This window comes from Hymenobacter rubripertinctus (assembly GCF_003583925.1).
GTDB classification, from domain to species: domain Bacteria; phylum Bacteroidota; class Bacteroidia; order Cytophagales; family Hymenobacteraceae; genus Hymenobacter; species Hymenobacter rubripertinctus.
Genome location: NZ_QYCN01000023.1, coordinates 41,050 through 66,267 on the forward strand (window position 1 = coordinate 41,050; position 25,218 = coordinate 66,267).

Consider the following 25,218-nt stretch of genomic DNA (forward strand, 5'->3'; position numbering starts at 1 on the left):
TTGGGCAGCTTATGAAACGCCCGCTTTTCCATCAGTTCTTTAGTATCTGGCTGGCCCTGCTGGTGCTCACCGCCTCGGTGGGCCTCACGGTGCAGCAGCATACCTGCCTTCTGAGCGGAGCGCATTCGGCGGCGATTGTGTTCCAACCGGCCCAACACGGCTGCCCTCCGGCGCGCGTGAAGCAGGAGCCGGACCAGACTAGGGCCGCGCAGCTCACCCGAAGCTGCTGCGAGTTCGGGGCCCACTTCCATAAGCTCGACACGCCCTCGGCCCACCTGGCCTGGGTGAAGGCCCCGGTCCCGGCCCTGCTGCCCGGCTGGCCAGTGGCCCCTCATCCGGTGCCGTACATAGCAGCCGTCGCCGCCCGCTGGTTTGCTGCCCACTCCTCCCCGCCCCCGCTGGGTGGGCGCACCCTGCTCACGTTCGGGGGCATTCTGGTCGTCTAGCGTTTTTTCCGCTGGCTTCTGCTCCGCAGAAGCCGGCCGCGCCCGGTTTGGCCGGGGCGGCATATTTCTTCGGTAAGAACCGCTAATTTCCTCATTTGTATGATTTCCTTTATTCGGCTCCGCCGGGTGCTCACCGTGGCCGGCCTTGTGCTGGGCGGCGCGGCCCGCGCCCAGTCGCCCGATGCTTCCGTGGCCCCCGTGCGCGGCCAAGTGCTTGATGCCACAACCAAAGCCCCCGTACCCGGAGCCGTGGTGCGCTGGCTCAGCACCACCACCGATGCTACTACTACCAATACTCAAGGCACTTTTTCCCTGGTCCGTCCGGCAGGCTCCGACAACCGCCTCATTATTAACTTTCTGGGCTACCTGGCCGATACGGTGCGGGCCGGCGGCGGCTACCTACGCGTGCCGCTGCGCCGCTCCGGAGAGTTGGGCGAAGTGAAAGTAGAAGCCCGCGCCCCCTCCTACTCGGGCCTCACGCCCACTAACACCCAGGTCATCACCAGCCGCGACCTGACCAAATCGGCCTGCTGCAATCTGGCCGAAAGCTTCGAAACCAACGCCTCGGTGGAGGTTTCGACGACGGATGCGGTTTCAGGGGCCAAGCAAATTCAGCTGCTGGGCCTCGATGGGGCGTACTCGTTGCTGACCGTGGACAACCTGCCGGCCCTGCGCGGCCTGGCCACGCCTTACCGCCTGAACTACCTGGCCGGCCCCTGGATTGAGGGCATCGATATTATCAAGGGAATGGGCTCGGTGGTAAACGGGTACGAAAGCATTTCGGGCCAGGTAAATATCCGCCTCAAGGAACCCGAAAAGGCCGAACGGCTCCTGCTGAACGCCTACGGTAACGACCTGGGCAAATTCGACGTGAACCTGAACCTGGCTACGCGCCTCACGGATAAGGTGAGCACCACCCTGCTGCTGCACACCGACCACCTGGGCCGCCGCGCCGACCGCAACAACGACGGTTTCCTGGACCTGCCCCTGGCCACCCAGTACAACGCGTTCAATAAGTGGAAGTACAACTCGGGCCGGGGCTTCGTGACGGAAATCGGGCTGGGTGCCTTGCGCGAAACCCGGCAGGGCGGCCAGCTGGGCTTCCGCGAGGATGTGCCCGGCCCGTTCTACGGCACCACCCAGGCCACCAACCGCTACACCGGCTACGCCAAAACCAGCTACACCTGGGCCGGCCGGCCCTACCAGAGTTTGGGGCTGCTGCTCTCGGCCACCGACCACGACTTCACCTCCCGCTACGGCCGGCGCACCTACGACGGCACCCAGCGCACCAGCCTGGCTACGTTGCTGTTCCAGAGCATTATCGGGACCACGGCTCACACCTACCGGGCCGGCCTGAGCCTGCTGCACGATGACTACCGGGAAGTATACCGCACGGGCTTCCTCTACCCCACCGAAACGCCCCAGCAGCGCTTCGACCGGGAGCACCGTAACCGCCAGGAGCAAGTGCCCGGGGCCTTCGGCGAGTACACCTACCAGAACGCCCGCAACCTGACGGTGGTCACGGGCCTGCGCCTCGACCGCCACAACCTCTACGGCTGGCTGCTCACGCCCCGTCTGAATGTGAAGTACGACGCGGCCAAGAACACCGTGCTGCGCCTGGCTGCCGGCCGGGGGTTCCGGGTAGCCAACCCGCTGGCCGAAAACACGGGCATGCTCGTCAGTTCCCGCGAATTCGTCATCAGCCCCAATTTGCGGCCCGAAAAAGCCTGGAACGTGGGCGGCTCGTTCACCCAGTATTTCAACGCCTTCGGGCGGGCGGCCACCCTCATCACGGATTATTACCACACCGAATTTCAGAACCAGGTAGTAACCGACCCGTACACCGCCACCACGCAGCTGCTCATCGGTAACCTGGAGCCGGGCGGGCGCAGCTACTCGCGCAGCTTTCAGGCCGAAGTGCAGGTAGAGCCCGTGAAAGGACTCCAGGCCAAGGCTGCCTACAAGTTTCTGGACGTGAAAACAACCTACGACGGCCAGCTGCTGCCGAAGGTGCTCACGCCCCGTAACCGCCTGTTTCTGAACCTGGCCTATGCCACAGCCTTCGATAAGTGGCGCGCCGACCTCACGGTGCAGGGCTACGGCCGCCGCCCCCTGGCCCACGAGCCCGGCAGTGCCGGCCACCAGCACGGCAGCGACGAAACCACCCTGCCCTTCAGTCCGCGCTACGCCCTGCTCAACAGCCAGCTCACGCGGGCCTTTAAGCGCTGGGAAGTGTACGCCGGCGTTGAGAACCTGACCAACTACCGCCAAGCCAACCCCATCCAGGGCGCCTACGCGCCGTTTGGCCCCGATTTCGACGCGGCCATGATCTGGGGTCCGGTCTACGGCCGGCTTACCTACCTGGGCATGCGCTTCACGCTGCCGTAACGCTGATCTTCCTTCTTTGCCTTACGGGGCACTTTTTCCTTCTTCCACCTCGTTTTACTGCTCATGAAACTCTTCGCATCCTTCTTTCTCTGCTGCGGCCTGCTGCTGACGTCGGCCGGCGCTTTTGCCCAGTCGGCGGCCAAAGCCAAAGGCCCCGCCACCGAAACGCTGCAACTCAAAACTTCCGCCGTGTGCGACATGTGCAAGGCCCGCCTCGAAAAGGCGCTGGCCTACGAAAAAGGCGTACAGCAAGCCCAGCTCGACGTGCCCAGCCAGGTACTGACCGTGACGTACCGGCCCGACAAAACGACCCCGACGGCTCTGCGGACTGCCGTGCAGCAAACCGGCTACGACGCCGACGACCAGACCGCCGACGCCCGTGCCTACCAGCGGCTGCCGGAGTGCTGCAAGAAAACCAATAGTGTTCATTAGCACCCGCCCCCATTCCTGAAAAGGCCTCTGGAAAGCATCCCAGAGGCCTTTTTTGTTTACGGAAGAGGCTACTTTGTTACTTTTGCTGGCAAGGAAGATAGCTGCCATTCCGGATCAGGCAGTAGCGGTAGAAGCGCCCATCTGTACTTCAAACTGTAGGTCTATCCGGAACGCCAACGAGCGGCTGAGCCGGCGGCGGTTGGTACCCGAAATCTCGAGCGTAAACCACTCGGACCGCAGGAATTCCAGCAGGTTAGGCTGGCCCAGCAGCTCCATATCTACCCTGGTAGGCTGCACGTTGGCCGGACCGAAAGTGGCAATGGGCACTTTGCGGCTATTGGCCGTCAGGAAGCAGTTTCCGCGTTCCAAAGCCCCCAGCGTTGGGGTACCGCGCCCGATTCCCTGCCCGGTATCGGGCACCCAGCTGAGCGTGGCCTGCCGCAACATAACGGCCCGCACAGCCGGGTGAGTGAGCGAAGCCAGGCAGGGCAAAGAGCCCGGCAGGGTAGTTTCGCACAGAAAAATCAGGTCCATGCCCGCATCGATACGCAGGTTGAGGGCGCGGCTGCTCAGGCCAAAAGCCGTGCGCAGCGAGCGGCGCACACCCTCGTGATGGGTGATGGTAAGCGCCACGCCCAACTCTACCGGCGAGGCATTCGACGGGTGATTCGATACACTGGTTTTCATGGTAGCGTAGATATTATGAAAGCAACTGGCAGCAGTAGCAGGCCGCAATTCGGAGCTGAGAGCAGCCACTCGGGGGGTGTAGGTGGCTGCTGCTTACTACCTTCTACGCAGTCCAAGTAAAGCGCTAATTGTTAATCTCTTAATTATAGAGCAACTACCCGCAAAAGTAGACCAAGAGCCTGTTAAGGGCGACAAAATTGTTTTCTTTCAATAATTTATAAGACAATTTGATTTTATCCTTTTATATTGACTTCTCTACCTCCCTTTTACTTCATCGGATGAAGATTTCGTGCCTGCTCCTTGATGATGACCCGCTGGTACTGGACCTGTTGCAGGCCTACATCGCCATGACGGATGTGCTGGACGTGAAGGCGGCCTTCACCGACCCGTTAGAAGCCCATCGGTACCTGACCGAACATCAGGTAGGGGTGCTGTTTTCCGACGTGACCATGCCCCATCTAACGGGTATTGATCTGGTACGTTCCCTGCAACAGCCGCCGCTGGTGGTCCTGATGACGGCGCACCCCCAGTACGCGATGGAGGGCTTCAACTTGGATGTCATCGACTTTCTGCTCAAGCCTATTTCCCTCGACCGGTTTTTGAAAGCCGTAAACAAAGTAGCGGGCATTCTGCGCGTGAGCATGGCCCAGCCGGAAATGCAAAACGACACGCTTACGGGCTGGGGCTCCTTTTTCATCCGTACCGATGCCCGGTTCGTGCGCCTGCACTACCGCGAAGTCCTCTACATTGAGGCCCTCAAGGACTTCACCAAAATCAACACCTCCGACGGGCGAACCCACCTGACGCTGGTGAACCTCAAAAACCTGGAAGAACAGCTCCCGCCCGGTCTGTTCGTGCGTACGCACCGCTCCTACCTGGTAAATGCCGCCCGCATCGATTCTATGAGCAGTCTGGAAGTGAAAGTGGGGGGCCACGCTCTGCCCCTGGGCCAGACGTACCGGGAGCGGGTGACGGAGCGCATCGTCAACCACTCCCTGATCCGTCGGCAGCACTGAGGCGGGGAAGTGAACTATTGCCCCAGCCCGGTTACTTCGTCTTCCAGAGCCGCCACCAGGGCAGGTAGGGCTGGTCGTGGTGCTCGTAGTGGTAGCCAAAGAAGTAGCAGCTCACGAAGGCCCAGAGATGGTGGCGAAACTGGCTGCGCGACTTGTGCGGGTTGTCGGGCGCATGCTCGCCACGGTGCGGCAGGTAGGTACCGAAGTAGAACAGCTGGAGCGTGGCCAGCACGGCCGGCAGCATCCAGAAGGCAATAACGTTGGGCTGGGGGAAATACAGTTTGAGCACATTGTAGGCCCCGGCCATCAGCAATACCTGGCCAAGCGTCACGTAATTCCAGGCGAAGCGCGCGAACCAGGGCAGAAACCCGGAGTGGCGGCCGTCGTGAAAATCAGGGTCGTGCTCGGTGGCTACGTGGCGGTGATGGGCATGGTGCTTGGGCAGCATTCTGGGAAACCAGTTGAACGCGAACAGGCCCGCCGTGAGCAGACCCAGAGCGTCGTTGAGCCACTTGCGCGGGCTCACTACACCGTGCATAGCATCGTGGGCCGTAATGAAGAGGCCCGTGTAGAGATGGGTTTGCAGCAGGGCCAGCAGATAGGGCCAGGGAGTGCGCCAGTCGGGCCGGTAATACGCCAGCAGAAACAGCAGCAGCGCCCCCCAGCAACCCAGAATAACCCCTGCGGCCAGCACGCCCTGCCCCCGCAACGGCCCGGGCTTCACCCGGTCCGGGGCCGGGTTGGCCGCACTCCCGCTAGCGGCGGGGCTGGTAGCAGTATGCGTCAGCTCAGTCATTGGCTTGGTCGCTCATTCACCGCCTCACAGGGCCAGCAGGGCCTCGCGCACCTGCTCCATCTGCCACATGGGCGTGCTGGTGGCCCCGCAGATACCCACGCTCTGGCCGGCCTCGAACCACGCGGCGCTCAGGTCTTCCACCTTGGAAATAAAATGGGTGGCCGGGTTGGTATCCTTGCAGACCTGGTAGAGCACCTTGCCGTTGGAGCTTTTGGTGCCCGATACAAACACCACCTGATCGTACTGGGCGGCAAAACGGCGCAGGTCTTTGTCGCGGTTGCTGACTTGGCGGCAGATGGTGTCGTTGGCATTCACTTCGTAGCCCCGTTGCACCAGTTCGTTTTTGATGCGGTAGAAGGAGTCCGTACTCTTGGTGGTCTGGCTGTAGAGCGTCAGGCGGGCAGGCAACGCGTGGCCGAGTAGCTCTTCCAGACTTTCGAATACCACGGCCCGGCCGCTGGTCTGGCCCAGCAGGCCGCGTACCTCGGCATGGCCGTGCTTGCCATAAATGAAAATCTGATCCTGCTTATCGTAACTGGTTTTGATCCGATTCTGGAGCTTGAGCACCACTGGACAGGAAGCGTCAATGAGGGTCAGCTCGTTTTCCATGGCCATCTGATAGGTGCTCGGAGGCTCGCCGTGGGCCCGGATGAGCACGGCTTCCTGCCGGAGCGCAGCCAGTTGCTCATAGTCGATGATGCGCAGACCGCGCCGCTCCAGACGCTCCACTTCCTCGTCGTTGTGCACGATATCGCCCAGGCAGTACAGGTAGCCCTGCTCATCCAGCAGGTCTTCGGCCATCTGAATAGCATAGATAACACCGAAGCAAAAGCCGGAATTAGGGTCGATACGGACGCTCAGGTGGTGCGGCATAGCTAACGAAGTAACCGGAGAAGCCCCCGGGAGGTTGCCTCGGACGGAAGATAGACTAGAAACCGCGAAACCCCCGCAGTGTTTAGCTCCGCTCCCGGCTAAAACGTTCCAAATGCCTGCTGCTGCTCCAGATCCCGGATAACACGCTCTTCGGCGGGAGAAGCCCGCAGCACTTCCCGGTCGCGCCAGAAGGTGGGGTCGTAGCGCTGCTTGCGGGCCTGCCGCAGGTCGTTGTAGTTGATGCCGGTAGCTTTGTAGCCCTTGCCGGCCTGCTTGGGCGTGTACCGGTAAAAAAACAGGCTCCCACTCAGGGTGGTCGTGTCGGTCTGGTTCTGATAGCGCAACACGATGCGCTGGTCGGCCCGCACGGCTTGCAGGCGACTCAGCGAATCCTGGTAGGGCACGAAATCAGTGGTCATGCGCATGGTTTGGGAGTCGAGGCTGGTGCCTTCGCCGAACTGCAACGACATGAGGTTGGCAATGGGCACATGGCTTTCCACCCGGCGCAGGGCCGCCGTGTTCAGATCGATGTAGAGCGTGCCGGTGAGGGCCGCCTGGCCCAGTTCGGGCCGGGGAGCAAAGTCGATGACGGCCGTTTCCCCGTCCTTGTTCCGGAGTACTTCACGGAGCTGAAACGAAAACTGCTGGGCCGCGCGTGGCCCCAGCGGCACGGCCACGGTTTTGGGGCTGGGTTTGGGTTCGTACACCGGAATCAGCCGCAGGGCGGCCGAAAAATTAGTCATTTCCACGCCCGTATCCTCGGCCACCTGACCGTAGCGGGCCTGCGCGAGCTGCCAGCCGCTGATGCCCTCGGGCGTGAAGCGCACATCGTAGAACGCATCCATAAACTCGGTGTAGCGGCCGTTGTGGCGCTGCTTTTGCCGGTAGAAAGCCTGGCCGTAGCTGGTTTGGCGCTGGTGCCGGGCCAGCTTGGCACTGGCCCGCTGCACCAGCTCGGTGGCCACCTGCTGGGGGTTACGCACTCGCACTTCGGGCAGGGCCACGGCGCTGGACTTGAGCCGCACCACCAGCGGCGCGGTGGCACTGGTCACCAGCTGCACCACGGGCTCGAAGCCCAGGCTCCCGACCTTGAGCTGCTGGGGCAGGCGCGGCACGCGGAGCAGAAACTCCCCGGCTTCGTTGGTAGCCGTCCCCACATCGGCCCCCTCCACTCCTACGCTGGCATAGGGCACGGGACGGCTTTTCTCATCCAGAACCCGGCCTTTGAGTAAAATTTGTTGGCCGTGGGCACCGCCGCCAATAAGCAGAAAAACAAGCAGGAGCAGTAAAGCAGACTTCATAGCAAGAAAACGAATAGAACAACTTACAACATGACCAACGCTACGAAAAACGGCCCCGCAAGGTCCACGCGGACGTTACGGAGCCGAGGGTAGCAGGCCGGCGGGTGGTTTTCTATAACCGCGCCAGCTTTTGCGCTTCATGGTCGGAAACGTGGCCGCGCTGCACCAGAAAGTCACGCACCAGATCGAACGATTCCGCATCGAGGCCCGACTGGGGGTGGTTGAGCAGGGTGCGAACCAGAAACTGGCGGTCCTCTTCCACGTGCTGGCTCAGGTTGAGGAAGCCGGGCAAATTGCTTTCCACGCTCAGACGTAGAAACCGGATTTCGGCGTTGTCGGCGTCGAGCTTTACGGCCTGGTCGAATTGCTTGCTGGCCTGCTGCACGTAGGTCAGCTTGTTGAACATGGAAGCATCGCGGGCCCGGATGGCCTCGGAAGCAGCTTTATACGCCAGCACCACGGCATTCTGCTCGGTGTAGGCGGCCATAAGCTTATGAAATTTCTCGCCGGCCTCCTTGTTGGCAGCCGCCTGCTGATACTGGCGGCGGAGCTGGGAAACGGAATACGGGTTGGCTTCGGTAGACACGAGGGTGCAAAAAGTCAGGAGGAAGAAAAGGAACAGAGAGCGAATCACGGAGTGGAAGTAAGCGACCTACGTATGCGCGGCGGCTATTGGTTGGCCGGGCACTGCGTCAATTATAACGCCAAGTAGCGAATTTCTGCTCGTTTTCTTGCGCTACTCCCCAGCTCAGGCTGTTTAGATACGGGCCAGCCGGTACCGAAACCAGGACCCCATCAGCAGCAGCAGCTTGGTGTTGGTGGGCACCCGCACCCGCTCGGCCAGAATGCGGCCGGCCGGTAACTGGCGGATTTTGTGGAAGAGCTTGAGGTAATACACGTAGGCCAAATACACGCCCAAACGGGCCGCCCGCGGCAACTGCACGATACCCGCATAGCCGGCCTCAAAGTCGGCGCGGATATCGGTTTCAATCGTGCGCTTTACCTCGTCGGTGAACTGCCCGTACTCCACCCCGGGAAAGTACACCCGGCCCCGGTCCTCGTAGTCGGAGCGGATGTCGCGCAGGAAGTTGATTTTCTGGAAGGCCGAGCCCAGGCGGCGGGCCGGCTCCCGCAGGTGGTCGAACTGCGCCCGGTCGCCCTCGCAAAAAATGCGCAGGCACATGAGCCCCACTACTTCGGCCGAGCCATAGATATAGCGGGCGTACAACGACTGGTCGTAGCTGCGGTCATCAAGGTCCATCTCCATGCTGTAGAGGAAAGCATCAATAAACTCGCGGTCGATGCCGTACTGGTGCACCACATCCTGAAACGCGTGCAGCACCGGGTTGAGGCTGATGCGCTGGTTGAGGGCCTCATAGGTCTGGCGCTTGAAATCGGCGAACAGGGCCGCCTTGTCGTGGTTGTGGAAGGTATCCACAATTTCATCGGCCCAGCGCACAAAGCCATATACCGAATACACCGGCAAATGAAACCGCTGGTCGAGGGTGCGAATGCCCAGGGTGAAGGACGTGCTGTACCGCTGCGTAATCAGTTTGCTGCACGCCCGGCTGGTTTCGGTGAAAAGAGCTACGTGGTCCAAGGTTCTTGAATTATGAACTATAAATTATGGAGTATGAATGCCGTTCAGCCATCCGAACAGCTCATTCAGGCTTCCTAACTCGTAATTCAGCGTAAGCAGGTTTCTAAGGAACATATTCATAATTCATAATTCATAATTCATAATTCATAATTCATAATTCTTTTAAGATTTCCCCGGCTACCACCTGGCCTGAGATGAGGGAGGGCGGAACGCCGGGACCGGGCACGGTAAGCTGACCGGTAAAGTACAGGTTACTCACCTTTTTGCTCTTAAGCGAGGGTTTGAGGATGGCCGTCTGGCGCAGGGTGTTGGCCAGACCATAGGCGTTGCCCTTGTAGCTGTGGTAGTCGTCCCTGAACTCCTGGTGGGCGTAGCTGCGCTTGAACACCACCGCGTCGCGGATGCTGGTGCCGCAGTGCCGCTCCAGGCGCTCCATAATAAGGTGGTAATAGTGCTCCCGGGTTTCTTCGGGGTCGGGCAGGTTCGGGGCCACTGGAATCAGCAGGAACACGTTTTCGCACCCTTCCGGAGCTACCGAAGCATCGGTCTGGGAAGGTGCCGACACGTAAAACAGTGGGCGGCTGGGCCACTGCGGATTCTCGTAGATTTCCTGGGCATGCCGGCCAAAGTCTTCATCGAAGAACAGATTGTGGTGGCGCAGATTGGGCAGGCGCTTGTTCACGCCCAGGTAAAACAGCAGCGACGACGGGGCCATGGTGCGCTTATCCCAGTAGGCCTCGGAGTAGGTGCGCCACTCGGGGGCGAGCAGGTGCTGCTCGGCGTGGTGGTAATCGGCCCCGGCAATAACGGCATCGGCGGCGCGGAATCCGGCAGCGGTCTGCACGCCGGTGGTGCGGCCCTTTTCCACCATAATCTGCTCTACGGGCACGTTGTACTCGATTTGCACGCCCTGCTCCCGGGCCAGGGCCACCATGCCTGCCACAATTTTGTGCATCCCGCCCATCGGGTACCAGGTGCCCAGGGCGAGGTCGGCGTAGTTCATGAGTGAGTACAGGGCCGGCGTATTCTCGGACGTGGCCCCCAGGAAGAGGATCGGAAATTCCACCAGTTCCAGCAACCGCGGGTCTTTGAAGAATTTGCGCACGTGCTGGTGCATGCTCTGGAGCAAATCGAGCCGGAGCGCATCTATAAGCAGGTGGGGGTCGGCAAATTCTAGCAGGGAGCGGCCGGGCATGTGCACGAACTTACCGATGCCCACCTTGTACTTGTAAGCGGCCTGGCGCAGAAACTCGTCGAGGCGCGCCCCGCTGCCCGGCTCAAACCGCTCGAACAAGGCCCGCAGCTCGCTCATGGCCGCCGGAATATCCACAGCTTCAGGCCCCTTGAAAATCACCTGATAAGAAGGATCCAGCCGCACCAAATCGTAGTAGTCGGCCACCTTCTTACCGAAGCGGGCGAAGTACTGCTCAAATATGTCGGGCATCCAATACCAGCTCGGCCCCATGTCGAAGGTGAACCCCTCGGCCCGGAACAGCCGCGCCCGGCCACCCGGACCCTCGTTTTTTTCCAGCAGCGTTACGCGGCAGCCGCGTTGGGCCAGCGTGGTAGCGGCCGAAAGGCCCGCAAAGCCGGCCCCGATTACAATGATATGTTTGCTCACAAACGAAACGAATTACGCGAATCAGACAGCTTGGCCGCCTACAAATATGCCTATTTGCGGCTTTGCGGCCAGCTTGCTCCGTACATACCCGCCAGTACGCCATAGGTTTTGGCTGCCCGGCTGCATACTGCGCCAGACCCGGCCCTCACCAGCACTGCTGCAAACAAACGAGCCGCAAACCACGCCGCCCGAAGGCGAAACGTAGTCCGCGGCCCGCGATACGCCCGGGGCGGGTCTGTACTCTCTCCCTATTCCCTACACGCCGGGGGCGTATGTCTTCAACGCCTGCTTGAGTTCCTTACGGGCGATGTGAATGCGGTTTTTCACGGTTCCAATCGGAATTTGCAGCTTTTCCGCAATTTCCAGGTACTTGTAACCGATGTAGTACATCATGAACGGCGTGCGGTAGTCGGCCGAAAGACCGGCAATGGCGGCGTTAATGTCCGTTACTACGAAATCGGAGCTGGCTCCGTTGTGCGTAATGTAATTTTCATCGGTATTAAAGTACTGAAAGTACTCGGTGCTATCGATGTTGCTGTTACGCTTCGTTATCTTGTTGTAGTTGTTGATGAAGGTGTTGCGCATGATGGTGTACAACCAGGCCTTCAGATTGGTGCCCGCTTTGAACTTGTCCTTGTTCAGCATGGCTTTGAGCAAAGTTTCCTGTACCAGATCTTTGGCATCGTCAGCATCGCGCGTCAGGTTCATCGCCACGGGCTTTAGCGAGTAAGAAATCTTCTGTACTTGGTCGGTGAATTCCAAAGAGGTCATACTGTTTAGCTTTTCGTGGCAAAAAGTTAAACAAATATACGAGCCTAACTCAGATTAGTACGTTGCAACATCAAATTATTTTGCTTATACCCAGAATTGTGTTCAAATCTGGCTCCGTTGCCGGTTTTTTTCTTTATCCCTCGCGCCCCACTTTAGCTGCCTGGTTTTTCGGGCCGGGCTTTTCATCTACGCAACTGCCCGGCTCGCTGGATTACCTCCATGCGGCCGGGCAGATACATACCTTATGATGAACAGCTTATGCTTGTTTTACGTTGGTCTTCCGTAGCGAGCAAGGCGTGGCCGTGGCATCTGCCAGGGCTATAAAGTCAGTAATCAAGGCCAGGCGAGTGGCATTGGGAGGCAGATCGAATGCCAGTTGGGCCAGCGGGCCATATAAATACAGGGCAATATCGGGGCATAGCTCGCTGAGCTGATTCACGAAGCCCTGTACCTCGTCGCGCTCCGGCACGGCGGTCATAACGGTGAGGGCGGCATGGGGCCGGTAGGTGGCGCATACGGCTGCCAGTTCCATGACCGGCAGGTTCTGCCCCAGATACAAAACGTGCTGCCCTCGGGCACGCAGCACGTAGTTCATGAACAGCAGAGCCAGCTCGTGCATTTCCCGCTCGGGCAGAAACAGCACCCAGCGCCGGGCCGTGGCCGGCGTCACGGGTGGCAGCGAATCGGTGGCCGCCATCAGTTTTTGCCGGAGCAGGTTAGTTACCAGATGTTCCTGAGCTGGGTTTACGGTACCGGCCTGCCACATCACGCCGATGCGTTGCAGAAACGGGTAAGCCACGCGCAGAATGGCTTCTTCGAAACCATTGCGGGCGATGGCCTGATTGAGCAGGTGCACCAGTTGGCACTCATTCATTTCGAGCATAGCAGCCAGCAGCCCGTTCACATGCTGGCAGTAGTTGTGGTTGCTCTCGTTGCAGGAAATAACGGTGCTGGCAAGCTCCTGTTCGCTGAGCTTGGCAATCTGGGAAATCCGGTAGCCCTGACCACAGAGCGTGGCCACGTTGAGCAGGCGACGCAGGTCATCCTCGCAGTAGGTGCGGATGTTGGTAGCCGTGCGCACCGGTTGCAGAATACCGTAGCGCTGCTCCCAGATGCGGATAGTATGCGCTTTGATACCGGAAAGCTGCTCCAGGTCGCTGATAGAAAAATGTCCCACAATAGTTGTACTTAATGCGCTGGTGTAGATTCAGGAAGCCGCTTTCGGGCCGGGTCGGAGCGTGCGCGTGGGCGCGGGTCGGCGCAGAGCCAGCAGGAAGTAGCGCGGAGATACCCACAGCAGGCCAAATTCTTCGCTGCCGTCGCGGCCGGTGGTTTTATGGTGCATTTTATGGGCCATGTTCAGGGCCCGCAGGTAGGTGTTGCGGGATTTGCGCCAGAAGCGCAGGCGGCCATGAATGAGCACATCGTGCACAAAAAAGTATAGCGTACCGTAGGTAGCAATGCCCACGCCCATCCAGAACCGGAAATCGTGCGTAGCAGAGCCGTACACAATCAGCAGCATCGACAAAGCTCCGTAGAACAGGAAAAAGAAGTCGTTGCGCTCGAAGCGGTGCGGGTGGCGCACGTGGTGGGAGCGGTGCAGAAACCAGAGTGGTCCGTGCAGCACGAAGCGGTGCATGAACCAGGCTACGAATTCCATCCCGAAGAAAGTAGCCGCGGCTACGGCTACGGCTGCCAGCGTCGTCATAGGTAAGCTAACCAGCGGAAAAGTGAGAAGTTTAAAAAAGGGCGTGCGGGAGAAAGGTAGAAAAAATCCGGCGGGCGGCGCTAAGCCGCTACGCCAAAGCGGCCGAAAACCGGAAACCGCACCATCCGCTTGCCCGGCCCCCACAACGCCCGCAGCTCCTCTTCTACCAGCGCCACCAGGTCGGCACCGTGGTGCTGGCGGGCGTAGTTGGCCGTAGCCGACCAGGAGCGCAGATACCCCAGCATATCGGTTGCCCGCCACTGGCGGCTGACCTCGAATCGGAACAACTGCACGTTGGCGAAGGGGAAGGAAAGGCGGGCGTACTCCTCGTTTATATGCTGCCGGTTCGCATCCCAGTACGGGGCCGAAGTCTGATCGTGAAACTGGTGGAGAACCCGGTTGACGGCCGCGCCCTCCGTGTGGCAGAACGAGTAGCCCCATTCGGCCAGCGCGCCGCCGGGGCGCAGCACGCGGTGGGCTTCCTGGTGGAACGCATCGGCCTCGAACCAGTGCACGGCCTGGGCCACGGTTATCAGGTCGAAGCCGGCCGCCGGGAAAGGTGTGGTTTCGGCCCGGCTGACTTGGTAGTGGACGTTGGCCAAAACAGGGGCCTGGGCCAACTGAGCAGCGCTGATGTCGGTGGCGTCGACCTGCCCGAAGTGCCCGGCCAGCACCGCTGCCACCTGGCCGTTGCCGGTGGCGCAGTCCCAGGCCCGCGTGCGGCCCGCTACCCGCGCCAGCAGCCAGCTATAGAGCGCAGGTGGGTAGTTGATGCGGTAACGGGCGTACAGACGGGCCTGGGCGGAGAATCGGTCAAGCATAGGTTGTTTTTCGTTACTTGTTACTCGTTGTTCGTAACAGAACCTCCCATTACTTCCCGAGCGACGAGCAACAAGTAACGAAGAACGAACCTATGCCTCCCATTCAAACCGGCGTATTGGCCTATGGCATGTCGGGCCGCGTGTTTCACGCGCCTTTTCTGACCACCCACCCGGGCTTTGCCCTACGGGCCGTAGTGGAGCGCAGCCGCAAAACGGCCGCCGCTTCTTATCCTGAAATCATCAGCTACGGGGCCGTGAGCGAGCTGCTGGCCGATGAAACCCTGGAGCTGGTCGTCATCAACACGCCCAACGACACGCATTTTGAGTTAGCCCGGCAGGCACTACAGGCCGGCAAGCATGTGCTGCTTGAGAAGCCGGTAGCCGCTACCGTGGCCGAGCTGGACGAACTGCTGGCGCTGGCCCGGCAGCAGCAGCGGCACGTGCTGGGCTACCAGAACCGGCGCTGGGATTCCGATTTTCAGCTGGTGCGCCAGGTAGTGGAAAGCGGGCAGCTGGGCCGGCTGACGGAAGTGCATTTCCGCTTCGACCGGTACAAGGTCGCGCTCAACCCCAAAACGTTCAAGGAAGACCCCGCTACGCCGGGCAACGGCCTGAGCTTCGACCTGGGTTCGCACGTGCTCGATCAGGCCCTGAGCCTGTTCGGCCGGCCCGCGCTTAGCCGGCTCACCCGGGCCAGCCACCGCCCCACTTCACGGGTCGACGACTACTTCCACGTCCATTTGCAGTATCCCCAGGGGCTGAACGTGTTTGTGACCGGCAGCCTGCTCACGGCCGCGCCGGTGCCGGCCTACGTGCTGCACGGCACGCACGGCTCGTTCCAGAAAAGCCGCGCCGACGTGCAGGAAACCCAACTTGGCCAGGGCCGGCTGCCCACCGCGGCCGATTATGGCCGGGAGCCCGCCAACGCAGCCGGCACGCTCACGCTGGCCAGGGAGCCGGGCCGGTTCACTACCACGTCGCGGCCAGCCCCCCCGGGCAACTATACCGCCCTGTTCGAGGCCGTGTACCAGACCATTCGTCTCGGCCAGCCTTTCCCGGTGCAGCCCGAGCAACTGCGCTGGCAGCTCGAAATTCTGCAACGGGCTGCCCCCAAGCAGTTTTAAAGCGCGGTGCAGGCAGGCCACGGAAACGCTGGCAGCTGCTCAGACTGGTGAACTGGTGTTTGGGCTGGTGCTCAGAACGAGAGGGCGATGCTGCTGGTCAGGTTGCCATAGGACTTGGTGGGCCGGCCGTTGCGGTCGGTGAGAAAGTCGCGGCCGGAGTTGAACAGGCGGCCTTCCAGGCGCACGGCCACGTTGGTAGTGGGCAGGTAGTCGAGGGTGAGCGAGCCGGCCCGGACCTTGAAATCGGGGTCGGTGAGGGTGGGCGTGGCGTTGAGGATGGCCACGCCGTGGTCGGCGCTGAAGTATTCGAGCCGCCCCCCGATGCGCCACTTTTCGGCCAACTGGTAACGGGCCAGGGCCGTGCCGGTATACCAGGTATCGGCCCTGGCCCCCGGCTCGGGCCGGTCCTGCTTGCCCACATCGAACACCAGCGCCAGGCTCAGGCGGCTGGTGGCGGCGTAGCGGGCATAAAAATCGTGGAAGTAGCGGCGGCGGCGCACCAGGCCCGTGGGCTGCTCGTTGCCGTAAAACGTGCTGGAATTTATCAGCAGCTGGGGGGTGGCCTGCCACTGAAGCTGGGTGCCCAGGGCCTTGGCTTGGTTGTTTTCACGGATGTTCTGCCAGCCGTTGAGCACCAGGGCTGTGAGCGTGAGCGTGGGCGCGGCCTCGTAGGTGAGCTTGGCGCCGGCCTCGTAGTAGGGCGAGCCCTCGGCGGCCAGCGAGCGGGTCAGCGTCCAGTTGTTCTTGCTCAGGGCCGACTCGATGCCGATGTGGGAGCTGAACACACCCACATCAAGCCAGGCCTTGCGGAAAGGGCGGAAGCCGGCATAGGCCTGGTAGATATTGCGGATAATCGGGTCTTCGGGGGCGTAGTTGGCCGAGGGGTAGGTGCCGGCGTGCAGGCCCACCTCGCCCCGCACCTGCCCGTTGTCGTAGCGCAGGCCCACCAGCGCCTGGTTGATGGTAAACTCGTTCTGGCGGTTGTGGGAGAAGATGAAGTTGGGCCGCTCGTTGGTGGCAGCGTGCTTGAAGTCGTAGCCGTAGTAGCCATCGATAAAGCCGTACACCGTCAGCGGATTGGCGGGCGCGGCGGCCGAGTCGGTGGGGGAAGCAGTTTGGGCGAAAGCGGCCACCGAAGCCAGCAAAGCCAGCGTGGCGGTAGTGAGCAGGGAGGCGAAGTGCTTCATAAAGTGGCGCGGCAGAGAAGGCGTTCGGGCGGGCAGCCAGCGGACGGAGGCCCTCAATCCGGCCGCCAAAGTAGGCAAACCGCCCCGAAAGCCGCCCCGCCCGGCCCGCCCGGACCCGTCGGCGTAGTCCGGGCCGGTTCCGCCCTCAATCCCCTATCTTTGTTAACGAAGCACAAAAGCGGTTTGCTGGCCCAGAAACGACAGGTCAGCCTTTTTTCATCCTCTATCCTAAGCTGAACCTTGACGTTTCACGAATTCAACCTCCACGACGATTTGCTGGCCGGCATCGATGCCATGAACTACCAGCAGGCCACCCCCATTCAGGAGCAGGCCATTCCTAAAATCCTCGACGGCAAAGACCTGATTGCCTGCGCCCAGACCGGCACCGGCAAAACTGCCGCCTACCTGCTGCCGTTGCTCGATAAGATTTCGCACGCCAAGCACGGTACCACCTCCACGCTGGTGCTGGTGCCCACCCGCGAGCTGGCCACCCAGATTGATGAACAGGTGACGGGCTTCGGCTACTTCGTGGAAGCCAGCTCGATTGCCATTTACGGGGGCGGCAAAAGCGAGGGTTGGGAGCAGCAGAAACGCGCCCTCACCTCCGGAGCCGACATTATCGTGGCCACACCCGGCCGCCTGATTGCCCACATGCAAATGGGCTATGTGAAGTTTGAGGACCTCAAGTACCTGGTGCTCGATGAGGCCGACAAGATGATGGACATGGGCTTTGCCGATGACATTATGGGCATCGTGCGCCAGCTGCCCAAGGAGCGCCAGACGTTGCTGTTCTCGGCCACCATGCCCAGCAAAATCCGCGACTTCTCGAAGCAGATTTTGCAGGACCCCGAGGAAATCCGCCTGGCCGTGAGCAAGCCCGCCGCCGGCATCGACCAGCAGTTCTACATGGCCTTCGACCGCCAGAAAATTTATTTGCTCGAACACATCATCAAAACCCAGGACGTGCAGAGCATGGTGCTCTTCACGAGCCAGAAAGCGGCCGTGAGCGGCATTGTGCGGGCCATCAACAAGCTGGGTTACGTGGCCCAGGGCATCAGCTCCGACCGCACCCAGGAGGAGCGGGAGCAGATTATGCGCGACTTCAAGAACAAGTCGTTCCCAATTCTGGTGGCCACCGACGTGCTGAGCCGGGGTATTGATATTGACTCGCTGAGCCACGTGGTGAACTACGACATCCCGCGCGCCGCCGAGGACTACGTTCACCGCATCGGGCGCACGGCCCGGGCCGCCACCAAGGGCACGGCCGTTACGTTCATTGCCGACCAGGACCAGGACCGGGTGCTCAAGATTGAGAAGCTCATCGAGCGTGAAGTCGAGAAGCAGAACATCACCGAAAGCCTGGGCCTGGGCGAAGCGCCCGAGTTCGACCCCAAACGCTTCAGCGGCCTGAGCGGTAAAATCGGCGGCCGGCCCGAGCGCGGCCGTTCCGGTGGCAGCGGCGGGGGTGGTCGTTCCGGTGGTGGCGGGCGCGACGGCGGCGGCGGCGGCAACCGCCCCGACCGGCGCGGCGACAAGCCCGACGCCGACCAGCAGGCCCGCATTGCCCGGGCCCAAGCCAACCTGGCAGCCCTCGATGCTGGCCTGGCCCCGGCCCAGCCCTACGAGCGCCCCGCCCGCGAACCCCGTGAGCACGACCCCAACCGGCCGCGCCGTGCCCCGCGCCTGCCCCGACCCGAAGGCGAGGTAACGCCCCCCGGCAACGGAGAGCCCACCACCGAGCGGCCCCGCCGAGCGGCCCGCCTGCCCCTGCCCGACGATGCGCCCGGCGCCCACATTGCAGGGTCCGAAGGCAATGCCGCTGGTGAGGGTGAACAGCGCCGCCGCAAGCGCGGCGGCCGCAACCGCAACAACCGTGGCCCCCGCCCCGAAGGCGAAACTCCGGCGGCTGAGGGCCCCGCGGGCACCAGTGGAGAGTAGCGCTGCCAGTTATCTACCCTGAAACCGACTACAAAAGAGTCCCCGTTATTTTTTTTTTTAGCGGGGGCTCTTTTGCATCTATACCTTACGCGGCTGGTGCTGGGCCGTCTGCCGGAATTCACCTTTTACTACCACGTATGAAATGGATTGTAGCCGCCTTGATGCTGGTGTTGCTGGCTTATGGGCTGGGGCGCGTTTACCATCCTCTCACCCGGTTGAAGAAGGCCGTGGCGCGCCGGGAGAAACTTCACCAGGCATCCGTTGCCACTCAGTCCATTGAAACCCGCCTGCGCAACGGGGACCTGATCTTCCAGACTTCCCAGTCGGCCCAGAGCCAGGCCATTCAGCTGGCCACGCACTCGGCGTACAGTCACTGCGGCATCCTGTTTCAGAAACAAGGCCAATGGTGCGTATTCGAGGCCGTGCAGCCGGTAAGCGAAACCTCCCTGGCTGCCTGGGTGGCCCGGGGCCAGGGCGGCCAGTTCGTGGTGAAGCGCCTGCACGACGCCGAAACCGTGCTCACGCCGCCCGTGCTACGGCAGTTGCAAGCTGCCGGCGAGCAATACCGGGGCAAGTCGTACGACCTGTATTTTGGTTGGTCGGATGAGCGAATTTACTGCTCCGAGCTGCTCTGGAAAATGTACCGGCAGGCAACGGGTCGCCAAATCGGGAAGCTCCAGCACCTGCGCGAATTCGACCTTTCCCACCCCGCCGTACAGGCCAAAATGCGCGAGCGGTACGGCCGTAAGCTCCCCCTGAATGAGCTGGTCATTTCGCCGGTGCGGATGCTGGAAAGCGCGGAACTGGTGACGGTAGAGTGAGCTGAGAGTTATTTGGCTGATGAGAAAAGGTCAGCACGCAAAACATCAACGAGGAGCGGAGGTGAGCCCGGCAGTGCGCGGCGTTAGCCCCTATCCCGGAGGGGTTGGGGTGGGGTTACGTACCTTCGCGCAACCAACCGCGTAGTAACGGGGTTGCTGGGTTTCCACTGACTGTATCGGCTTTTGATTTTATCTGCTTCCCCCTGGTTTATTGGGCTGTGCCTGCTGGTGGGCGCGGGCTACGCGGCCCTGCTCTACTCGGCCCAAGCCCCCTGGAGCCGGGCGGTAAACTACGCGCTGGCGGCCGTGCGCCTGGCGGTGGTGAGCTTCCTGTGCTTTCTGCTGCTCTCGCCTTTCCTCAAATCGACAACCACCACTACCGAAAAGCCTACTGTAGTATTGGCCCTGGATGATTCGCGGTCGGTGGAGCTGTTCACGCCCCCCGCCGTGCTCACTGAGGCCACGGCCGGCCTCACGCGCCTGGCGGCTACCCTGCGCGGCCAGGGCTTCGAGGTGGAAACCCGCACGCTGGCCGCCAGTCGCGCCGCCCGGCCCGATTCGGTGCGGTTCGGGGCTCCGGCCACCGACCTCGACGGGCTGCTGGCCGGCATCGGCGAAACGTTTCAGGGCCGCAACCTGGCGGGCGTGGTGCTGCTCTCCGATGGCCTCGTGAACCAGGGCCAGGCCCCGCAATTCGCCGAGTACCGCTTCCCGATTTACGCTGTGGGCGTGGGCGATACCATCCCCAAAAAGGACCTGAGCCTGCCTGCCCTCACTTACAACCGCGTCGCGTTCAGCGGCAACCAGTTCCCGATTGAAGTCGAGCTGGCCTATGCCGGCTTTGCAGCCGGCACCACGGCCACTGTGCAGCTGCGCGAAAAGGGCCGGGTGCTGCAAACCAGGCGGGTAGCGCTGCCGGCCGGCCAGCGGCGCACCAAAACCACATTTCTGGTAACTGCCACCGGCACCGGTAAGCGCCGCTACGAGGTAGTGGCTGCACCGCTGCCCGGCGAATTCACCCGGCTCAATAACCAGAAATTCGCCTACCTCGACGTGGTGAAGGGCAAGCTGCGGGTACTGCTGGCCGCCGCCGCCCCCCMCCCCGMCCTCAAGGCCCTGCGCGCCGCCATCCGGCAAAACGACAACTTCGACCTCATTACTTACCTGCCCGGCATCAGCCCGCTCAAAAATCAGGATTTCGACGTGGCCATCCTGCACCAGCTGCCGGCCCGCAGCGGGCTGGGCAGCGAGGTACTGGCGCAGGTGACAGCCCGCCGCGCCCCGGCCCTCTACGTGCTCGGGCCGCAGTCGGACTTTGGGGCCTACAACCGCCTGGGGGCGGGCCTCACCGTAACGCCCCGCGGCTCCCAGACCGACGACGTGACGCCGGTGCCCAACCCGGCGTTTAGTCGGTTTACGTTTGAAGATGACGCCCTGCGCCGCTTTGCCGCCTACCCGCCCGCCCCGGTGCCCTTCGGGGAGGCCCGCCTGAACGACGGGGCCGAAGCCGCGCTCTGGCAGCAAGTGGGGCGGGTGAAAACCCAGAAACCACTGCTCGTATTCGGCTGGTCGCCGGCCCAGCGCCAGGCCACCCTGCTCACCGATGGCAGCTGGCAGTGGCGCCTCCAGGAAGCCGTGGAGCACGACGACCGGCCCGAGGCCTACGACCGGCTGGTGCTGCGCACGCTCCAGTTGCTCACCCAGAACGCCAACCGCAAGCGCCTCGACGTGTACCCGACCCAGGACGCGTTCAACACCCCCGACGATGTGACCTTCGGAGCCGAAACCTACAATGCCATTTTTGAGCGCGTGTACGGCGCACCCGTCACGCTCACGCTCACCGACGAGCAGCAGAAAACCCGCTCCTTCACCTTCGCCCCCACCCCCGATGGCGCGCCCGTGCACCTGGGCCAACTGCCGGCCGGCCTCTACCGCTACGAGGCCCGCGCCACCCTCGGCGGCCAGCTTCAGCAGGACCGGGGCGAGGTGCTGGTGCAGGAGCAGGAGCTCGAAGCCCTGCAAAGCCGGGCCGACCATAACCTGCTGGCCCAGTTGGCCCGCCGCAGCGGCCAGCGCCTCTACTTCCCGCCCCAGCTCGACCAGCTGGCCCAGGATATTGCCCGCGCCGGCTACAAGCCCGTCATCTACGAACAGGAGGAGTTGAAGGACCTGATCAACCTGAAATGGCTGTTTTTCCTGCTCCTGGCCCTGATGACCGTGGAATGGGCCACCCGCAAATACTCCGGTGGCGTGTGAGTTGCCGGTTGCCGGTTGCCGGTTGCCGGTTGCCGGTTGCCGGTTGCCGGTTGCCGGTTGCCGGTTGCCGGTAGAAGGAACGTCATGTTGAGCGAAGCCGGGGGCGTAGTCGAAGAATCCCTACCGCCGTGGTAATCTTACCAGGTGGGACAAATCAGTAGAGCGCTATGGCTACACTCCGCCTGACCGGTCCCGTTGCAGCAGTGGCCGCCGTTCCGCCTCCGCCTGACGTTTTGTTTTTAAACTTCCCCATGAAATACCTCCCCCTGCTCGCGGCCGTGCTTTTCGCCACCGGCTGCGCGAAATCAACCGAGAGAAAGGCCGAGCTGGCCGTGCAGGACTTCGTGCGCAACCGCGCCTCCAATGCCAGCCACTACTTCCCCGGTAAGTTCCGCAGCCAGCCCTATACCCTGCGCGACTCCCTGGGCTACCTGGCCCAGATGGCCGAAATCAACGACCTGCCCGCCCCGCCCGCACCCACGCCCGCCGACACGGCCCGCATTGGTCTGCTTATCTACCACGACTACCGCGACCAGACCCCCGACGGCATTCTGATCCGCGACAGTGGCGAGTATGTGGTCAGCCCCACCGGCGAGGTACGCCTGCTGATTGCCGAAAGCGTGCGCCGCCGCCGGCTGGCCAAGTAAGCGTACCTTTGGCCTGTCATTCCGACGAAGGAGGAACCTGAGTGCAATTATGCGATACTATTCGCGCAATTGCCGGACTCAGGTTCCTCCTTCGTCGGAATGACAAGTCGTTTTCCTCCTGCCCCCGCCATGCGCTACATTCTGCTCAACAAGCCCTACGAAGTCCTGACCCAGTTTACCGACGAAACCGGCCGGCAAACGCTCAAAGACTTTGTGGACGTACCCAACATCTACCCCGTAGGGCGGCTCGATTACGACTCGGAGGGCCTCGTGCTGCTCACCGACGACAAGCAGCTTCAGCACCGCCTCTCCGAGCCCCGGTTTAAGGTACCCAAAACGTACTGGGTGCAGGTAGAGGGCGAGCCCACGCCCGAGGCCCTGGAGAACCTGCGCCGGGGCGTCGACCTGAAAACCGGCTATACTTCCGCCGCCGAGGTGGAGCTGCTCACCGAAGCCCCTGATTTGTGGGAGCGCAGCAAGCCGGTACGCTTCCGGGCGGCCATTCCCACCAGCTGGATTCAGATTCGCATTTCCCAGGGCATGAACCGGCAGGTGCGCAAGATGACGGCCGCCGTGGGCTACCCCACCCTGCGCCTGGTGCGCGCCGCCATTGCCGACCTGGAGCTGGCCGACCTCCAGCCCGGCCAGTGGCGGGAGCTGAGCGCCCGCGAGGTGCAGGTGCTCACCGAGGACATGGCCGCCCAGACGACGGCCGCCGGCACCTTCAAAACGCCCAAAAGCTCCGAATACTGGCCCGGCGGCATTCCGCCCGGTGGCAAGAAAAGCGGCGGCAACCGGGGCGGCTTCACGGCCCCCGGCACCAAGTCGGCAGATACCAAGCCGGCAGGCACCAGACCAGCCGGTAGCAAACCTGGCCGGCCTGCTGGCGGCCCTAAGCCTGCGGGATTCAAACCAGCCAGCAGCCGGGCCGATACGCCAGGGAAATCCGCGGGCAGCAAATCTGCCGGGGGGAAATCGGCTGGTAGCCGGCCGGCCGGCGCCAGACCTGGCGGCGGAGGGGGCAATGGGAAAACCTTCGGCACGAAGCCAACCGGCGGCAAACCCGGCAGCAAGCCCGGTACAGCGGGCGGCGGGCCCAAGCGGCGCGGTTAGTGTTGTGGCGGCGGCGGGGGCTATTGGCCGTAGCGCTGGCCTTTGTGCTGCTGAACGTCGTGGCCTTTTTCCACGCCTGGCGCTTCACCCACTTTGTTGCCGAAAACGGTCAAAGAGCCGATAGCCCCGAGCGCCTGACCCTGCCCCAGAAGCTGTGGCTGCTGGCTACCGGCGTACGCACGCCCAAGTCCCGCAACCACACCTTGCCCACGTTCCCGTACGCCACTGTGCAGCTACCCGGCCCCAACGGGCGGCTGGCCAGCTGGTATGGCGCGGTGCCGCGAGCCCGGGGCACGGTGGCCCTGTTTCACGGTTACACCAGCTCCAAAAGCCACCTGCTGACTGAGGCAGGCTACTTCCGCCGCCTCGGCTACAACGTGCTGCTCACCGATTTTGCCGGTAACGGCGGCTCCGCGGGCTACCAGTGCACCGTGGGCCACCACGAAGCCGCCGACGTAGCCGCCGTGACGCGCTGGCTGCAAAAACGCCCGGGACCGGTGGTTATCTACGCCAACTCGATGGGCGCGGTGGCCACGTTGCGGGCCGAGTCCGAATTGGGCGTGCGCCCCACCGCCAACGTGCTGGAATGCCCCTACGGCTCGATGCTGGCCACCGCGCAAAGCCGCTTCCGCTCCATGCACGTCCCGGCTTTCCCGCTGGCCAACCTGCTGGTGTTCTGGGGCGGCGTGGCCAACCACTTCCAGGCCTTCGACCTCGACGCCACGGCCTACGCGGCCCGCACCCCCACGCCCACCCTGCTCCTGTGGGGCACCGCCGACTCCCGCGTAACCCGCGCCGAAACCGACGCCATCTTCGCTGCCCTGGCCGGCCCCAAACAGCGCCAGGATTTCCCCGGCTCCGGCCACGAGCCGTACTGGTGGAAACATGAGGCGCTATGGCAGCGCACAGTGGCAGGGTTTACAAATCAGTATTCGCGTTAAACTTTTCTGCTTATGGACCTGCTACAACGAATTCAGCGCTGGTACACGATAAACTGTAATGGTGATTGGGAGCACTCTTTTGGCTTGTCTATTTGGCACGGCATTTCTGTACAAACTCTCGATAACCCGGGTTGGATTGTAACTATTAATTTGGTTGGCACTTGTCTGATAGAGAGACAAATACCTTACTCTCTGCAAGAACGAACTACTACTGATTGGTTTGGTTTTAAGGTAGAAGAAGGTAGATACGAAGGCGTTGGCGGTCCTGAGAACTTGACTGAGATTTTGCAACACTTTCTCGAAACCTATTTGCCTAATAATATTGACCCTGATTGTAGAATAGAAGTCAATCTTCCGATTACGGGCTACGAGAACAAGCTTTGGCTTAAAGCCAAAGCCCGGATGGTTTCAGAGTCAACAGTGCAAATTGTGTCGACCGAAGACAGTCGACAGGTGCAGTCTTACCAGTGGAGCTGCTATGATGCGGAAGTACTACTTGATAACCTGAACGCTTCTGATTCACTTTCAACACTAAAGACACAGCACAAGGCGGGCGATTTGGTAGACCCTTCTTTCTTTGAACAGGTTAAACGCATCAAAAAACGGGTTTTCCGATCTTTGGGTCATGGATTGGAACACGTTTTTCGCCGATATGCCCGACTTCCGTTTAGAGCGGAGCAAAAAGCACCAGTTGGTCGATATTTTGGTCATTGCCTTGTGCGCGCTGCTGA

General features: G+C 61.8%; 24 protein-coding genes. 12 read left to right on the top strand and 12 right to left on the bottom strand.

The annotated features are described in order from the left end of the window. The first annotated feature begins 11 nt into the window (after positions 1-11). The 3 genes from D0T11_RS14715 to D0T11_RS14725 all read left to right on the top strand — a co-directional run bounded on the left by D0T11_RS14715 (position 12) and on the right by D0T11_RS14725 (position 3,266). Entirely contained in the window at positions 12-446 is a 435-nt protein-coding gene (locus D0T11_RS14715) for a hypothetical protein (protein WP_119656558.1), read from the top strand. 99 nt (positions 447-545) lie between these two features. After that, positions 546-2,834 (top strand): TonB-dependent receptor, encoded by a 2,289-nt coding sequence (locus D0T11_RS14720; protein WP_119656559.1) that lies wholly within the window; start codon positions 546-548, stop codon positions 2,832-2,834. A 63-nt stretch (positions 2,835-2,897) separates the two neighbouring features. After that, positions 2,898-3,266, top strand: coding sequence for a heavy-metal-associated domain-containing protein (locus tag D0T11_RS14725; protein WP_119656560.1), 369 nt, complete (start codon positions 2,898-2,900; stop codon positions 3,264-3,266). A 114-nt stretch (positions 3,267-3,380) separates the two neighbouring features. On the opposite strand, the gene D0T11_RS14730 is transcribed toward D0T11_RS14725, so the two are convergent. Continuing rightward, complete coding sequence (locus D0T11_RS14730) at positions 3,381-3,953, bottom strand: hypothetical protein (RefSeq protein WP_119656561.1); 573 nt, start codon at positions 3,951-3,953, stop codon at positions 3,381-3,383. 278 nt (positions 3,954-4,231) lie between these two features. Here D0T11_RS14730 and D0T11_RS14735 point away from each other — a divergent pair, with 278 nt between their 5' ends. Further along, entirely contained in the window at positions 4,232-4,969 is a 738-nt protein-coding gene (locus D0T11_RS14735; protein ID WP_119656562.1) for a LytR/AlgR family response regulator transcription factor, read from the top strand. Positions 4,970-5,000: 31 nt separating this feature from the next. On the opposite strand, the gene D0T11_RS14740 is transcribed toward D0T11_RS14735, so the two are convergent. From D0T11_RS14740 to D0T11_RS14785, 10 genes are all read right to left on the bottom strand, one after another. Continuing rightward, positions 5,001-5,765, bottom strand: a complete 765-nt coding sequence (locus D0T11_RS14740) for a fatty acid desaturase (RefSeq protein ID WP_119656563.1) — start codon at positions 5,763-5,765, stop codon at positions 5,001-5,003. A gap of 24 nt (positions 5,766-5,789) precedes the next feature. Further along, positions 5,790-6,638, bottom strand: coding sequence for a 4-hydroxy-3-methylbut-2-enyl diphosphate reductase (locus D0T11_RS14745; protein ID WP_119656564.1), 849 nt, complete (start codon positions 6,636-6,638; stop codon positions 5,790-5,792). Positions 6,639-6,736: 98 nt separating this feature from the next. Next, positions 6,737-7,939: a carboxypeptidase-like regulatory domain-containing protein gene (locus D0T11_RS14750; protein ID WP_119656565.1), complete on the bottom strand. Its 1,203-nt coding sequence runs from the start codon at positions 7,937-7,939 to the stop codon at positions 6,737-6,739. A gap of 112 nt (positions 7,940-8,051) precedes the next feature. Next, entirely contained in the window at positions 8,052-8,525 is a 474-nt protein-coding gene (locus D0T11_RS14755) for a hypothetical protein (protein ID WP_119656566.1), read from the bottom strand. A 171-nt stretch (positions 8,526-8,696) separates the two neighbouring features. Beyond that, complete coding sequence (locus tag D0T11_RS14760) at positions 8,697-9,539, bottom strand: phytoene/squalene synthase family protein (protein WP_119656567.1); 843 nt, start codon at positions 9,537-9,539, stop codon at positions 8,697-8,699. Positions 9,540-9,690: 151 nt separating this feature from the next. Beyond that, a complete protein-coding gene (locus D0T11_RS14765) occupies positions 9,691-11,160 on the bottom strand; it encodes a phytoene desaturase family protein (RefSeq protein WP_119656568.1) in 1,470 nt (489 codons plus the stop codon). Positions 11,161-11,415: 255 nt separating this feature from the next. After that, on the bottom strand, positions 11,416-11,931 hold the full coding sequence (locus tag D0T11_RS14770; RefSeq protein WP_119656569.1) for a sigma-70 family RNA polymerase sigma factor: 516 nt from the start codon (positions 11,929-11,931) through the stop codon (positions 11,416-11,418). Between the two features lie 256 nt (positions 11,932-12,187). Continuing rightward, positions 12,188-13,108 (bottom strand): MerR family transcriptional regulator, encoded by a 921-nt coding sequence (locus D0T11_RS14775; RefSeq protein ID WP_119656570.1) that lies wholly within the window; start codon positions 13,106-13,108, stop codon positions 12,188-12,190. Positions 13,109-13,138: 30 nt separating this feature from the next. After that, positions 13,139-13,639, bottom strand: a complete 501-nt coding sequence (locus tag D0T11_RS14780) for a sterol desaturase family protein (RefSeq protein WP_119656571.1) — start codon at positions 13,637-13,639, stop codon at positions 13,139-13,141. Positions 13,640-13,719: 80 nt separating this feature from the next. Beyond that, the gene (locus D0T11_RS14785; protein ID WP_119656572.1) at positions 13,720-14,460 is read right to left on the bottom strand and encodes a class I SAM-dependent methyltransferase; all 741 of its coding nucleotides are present in this window, start codon (positions 14,458-14,460) and stop codon (positions 13,720-13,722) included. A gap of 92 nt (positions 14,461-14,552) precedes the next feature. On the opposite strand from D0T11_RS14785, the gene D0T11_RS14790 reads away from it, so the two are divergent. Beyond that, positions 14,553-15,584 carry a Gfo/Idh/MocA family oxidoreductase gene (locus D0T11_RS14790; protein ID WP_119656573.1) on the top strand — a complete coding sequence of 344 codons (1,032 nt, stop codon included), beginning with the start codon at positions 14,553-14,555 and terminating at the stop codon, positions 15,582-15,584. Positions 15,585-15,655: 71 nt separating this feature from the next. Here the strand turns inward: D0T11_RS14790 and D0T11_RS14795 are convergent, their stop codons facing one another. After that, positions 15,656-16,771 (bottom strand): porin, encoded by a 1,116-nt coding sequence (locus D0T11_RS14795; protein ID WP_119656574.1) that lies wholly within the window; start codon positions 16,769-16,771, stop codon positions 15,656-15,658. A 294-nt stretch (positions 16,772-17,065) separates the two neighbouring features. Between D0T11_RS14795 and D0T11_RS14800 the strand changes: the two genes are divergently transcribed. The 7 genes from D0T11_RS14800 to D0T11_RS14830 all read left to right on the top strand — a co-directional run. Next, positions 17,066-18,709, top strand: a complete 1,644-nt coding sequence (locus D0T11_RS14800; RefSeq protein WP_245990900.1) for a DEAD/DEAH box helicase — start codon at positions 17,066-17,068, stop codon at positions 18,707-18,709. A gap of 137 nt (positions 18,710-18,846) precedes the next feature. Next, positions 18,847-19,530, top strand: a complete 684-nt coding sequence (locus D0T11_RS14805) for a YiiX family permuted papain-like enzyme (RefSeq protein WP_245990894.1) — start codon at positions 18,847-18,849, stop codon at positions 19,528-19,530. 183 nt (positions 19,531-19,713) lie between these two features. Then, complete coding sequence (locus D0T11_RS14810; protein ID WP_245990895.1) at positions 19,714-21,786, top strand: VWA domain-containing protein; 2,073 nt, start codon at positions 19,714-19,716, stop codon at positions 21,784-21,786. 251 nt (positions 21,787-22,037) lie between these two features. Next, a complete protein-coding gene (locus D0T11_RS14815; protein ID WP_119656576.1) occupies positions 22,038-22,433 on the top strand; it encodes a hypothetical protein in 396 nt (131 codons plus the stop codon). A 99-nt stretch (positions 22,434-22,532) separates the two neighbouring features. Beyond that, positions 22,533-23,546: a pseudouridine synthase gene (locus D0T11_RS14820; protein WP_245990898.1), complete on the top strand. Its 1,014-nt coding sequence runs from the start codon at positions 22,533-22,535 to the stop codon at positions 23,544-23,546. Positions 23,547-23,590: 44 nt separating this feature from the next. Next, complete coding sequence (locus D0T11_RS14825) at positions 23,591-24,487, top strand: alpha/beta hydrolase (RefSeq protein WP_182888426.1); 897 nt, start codon at positions 23,591-23,593, stop codon at positions 24,485-24,487. Between the two features lie 12 nt (positions 24,488-24,499). After that, on the top strand, positions 24,500-25,218 hold a 719-nt coding region (locus D0T11_RS14830; RefSeq protein ID WP_119656583.1), incomplete at its 3' end, for an immunity 53 family protein.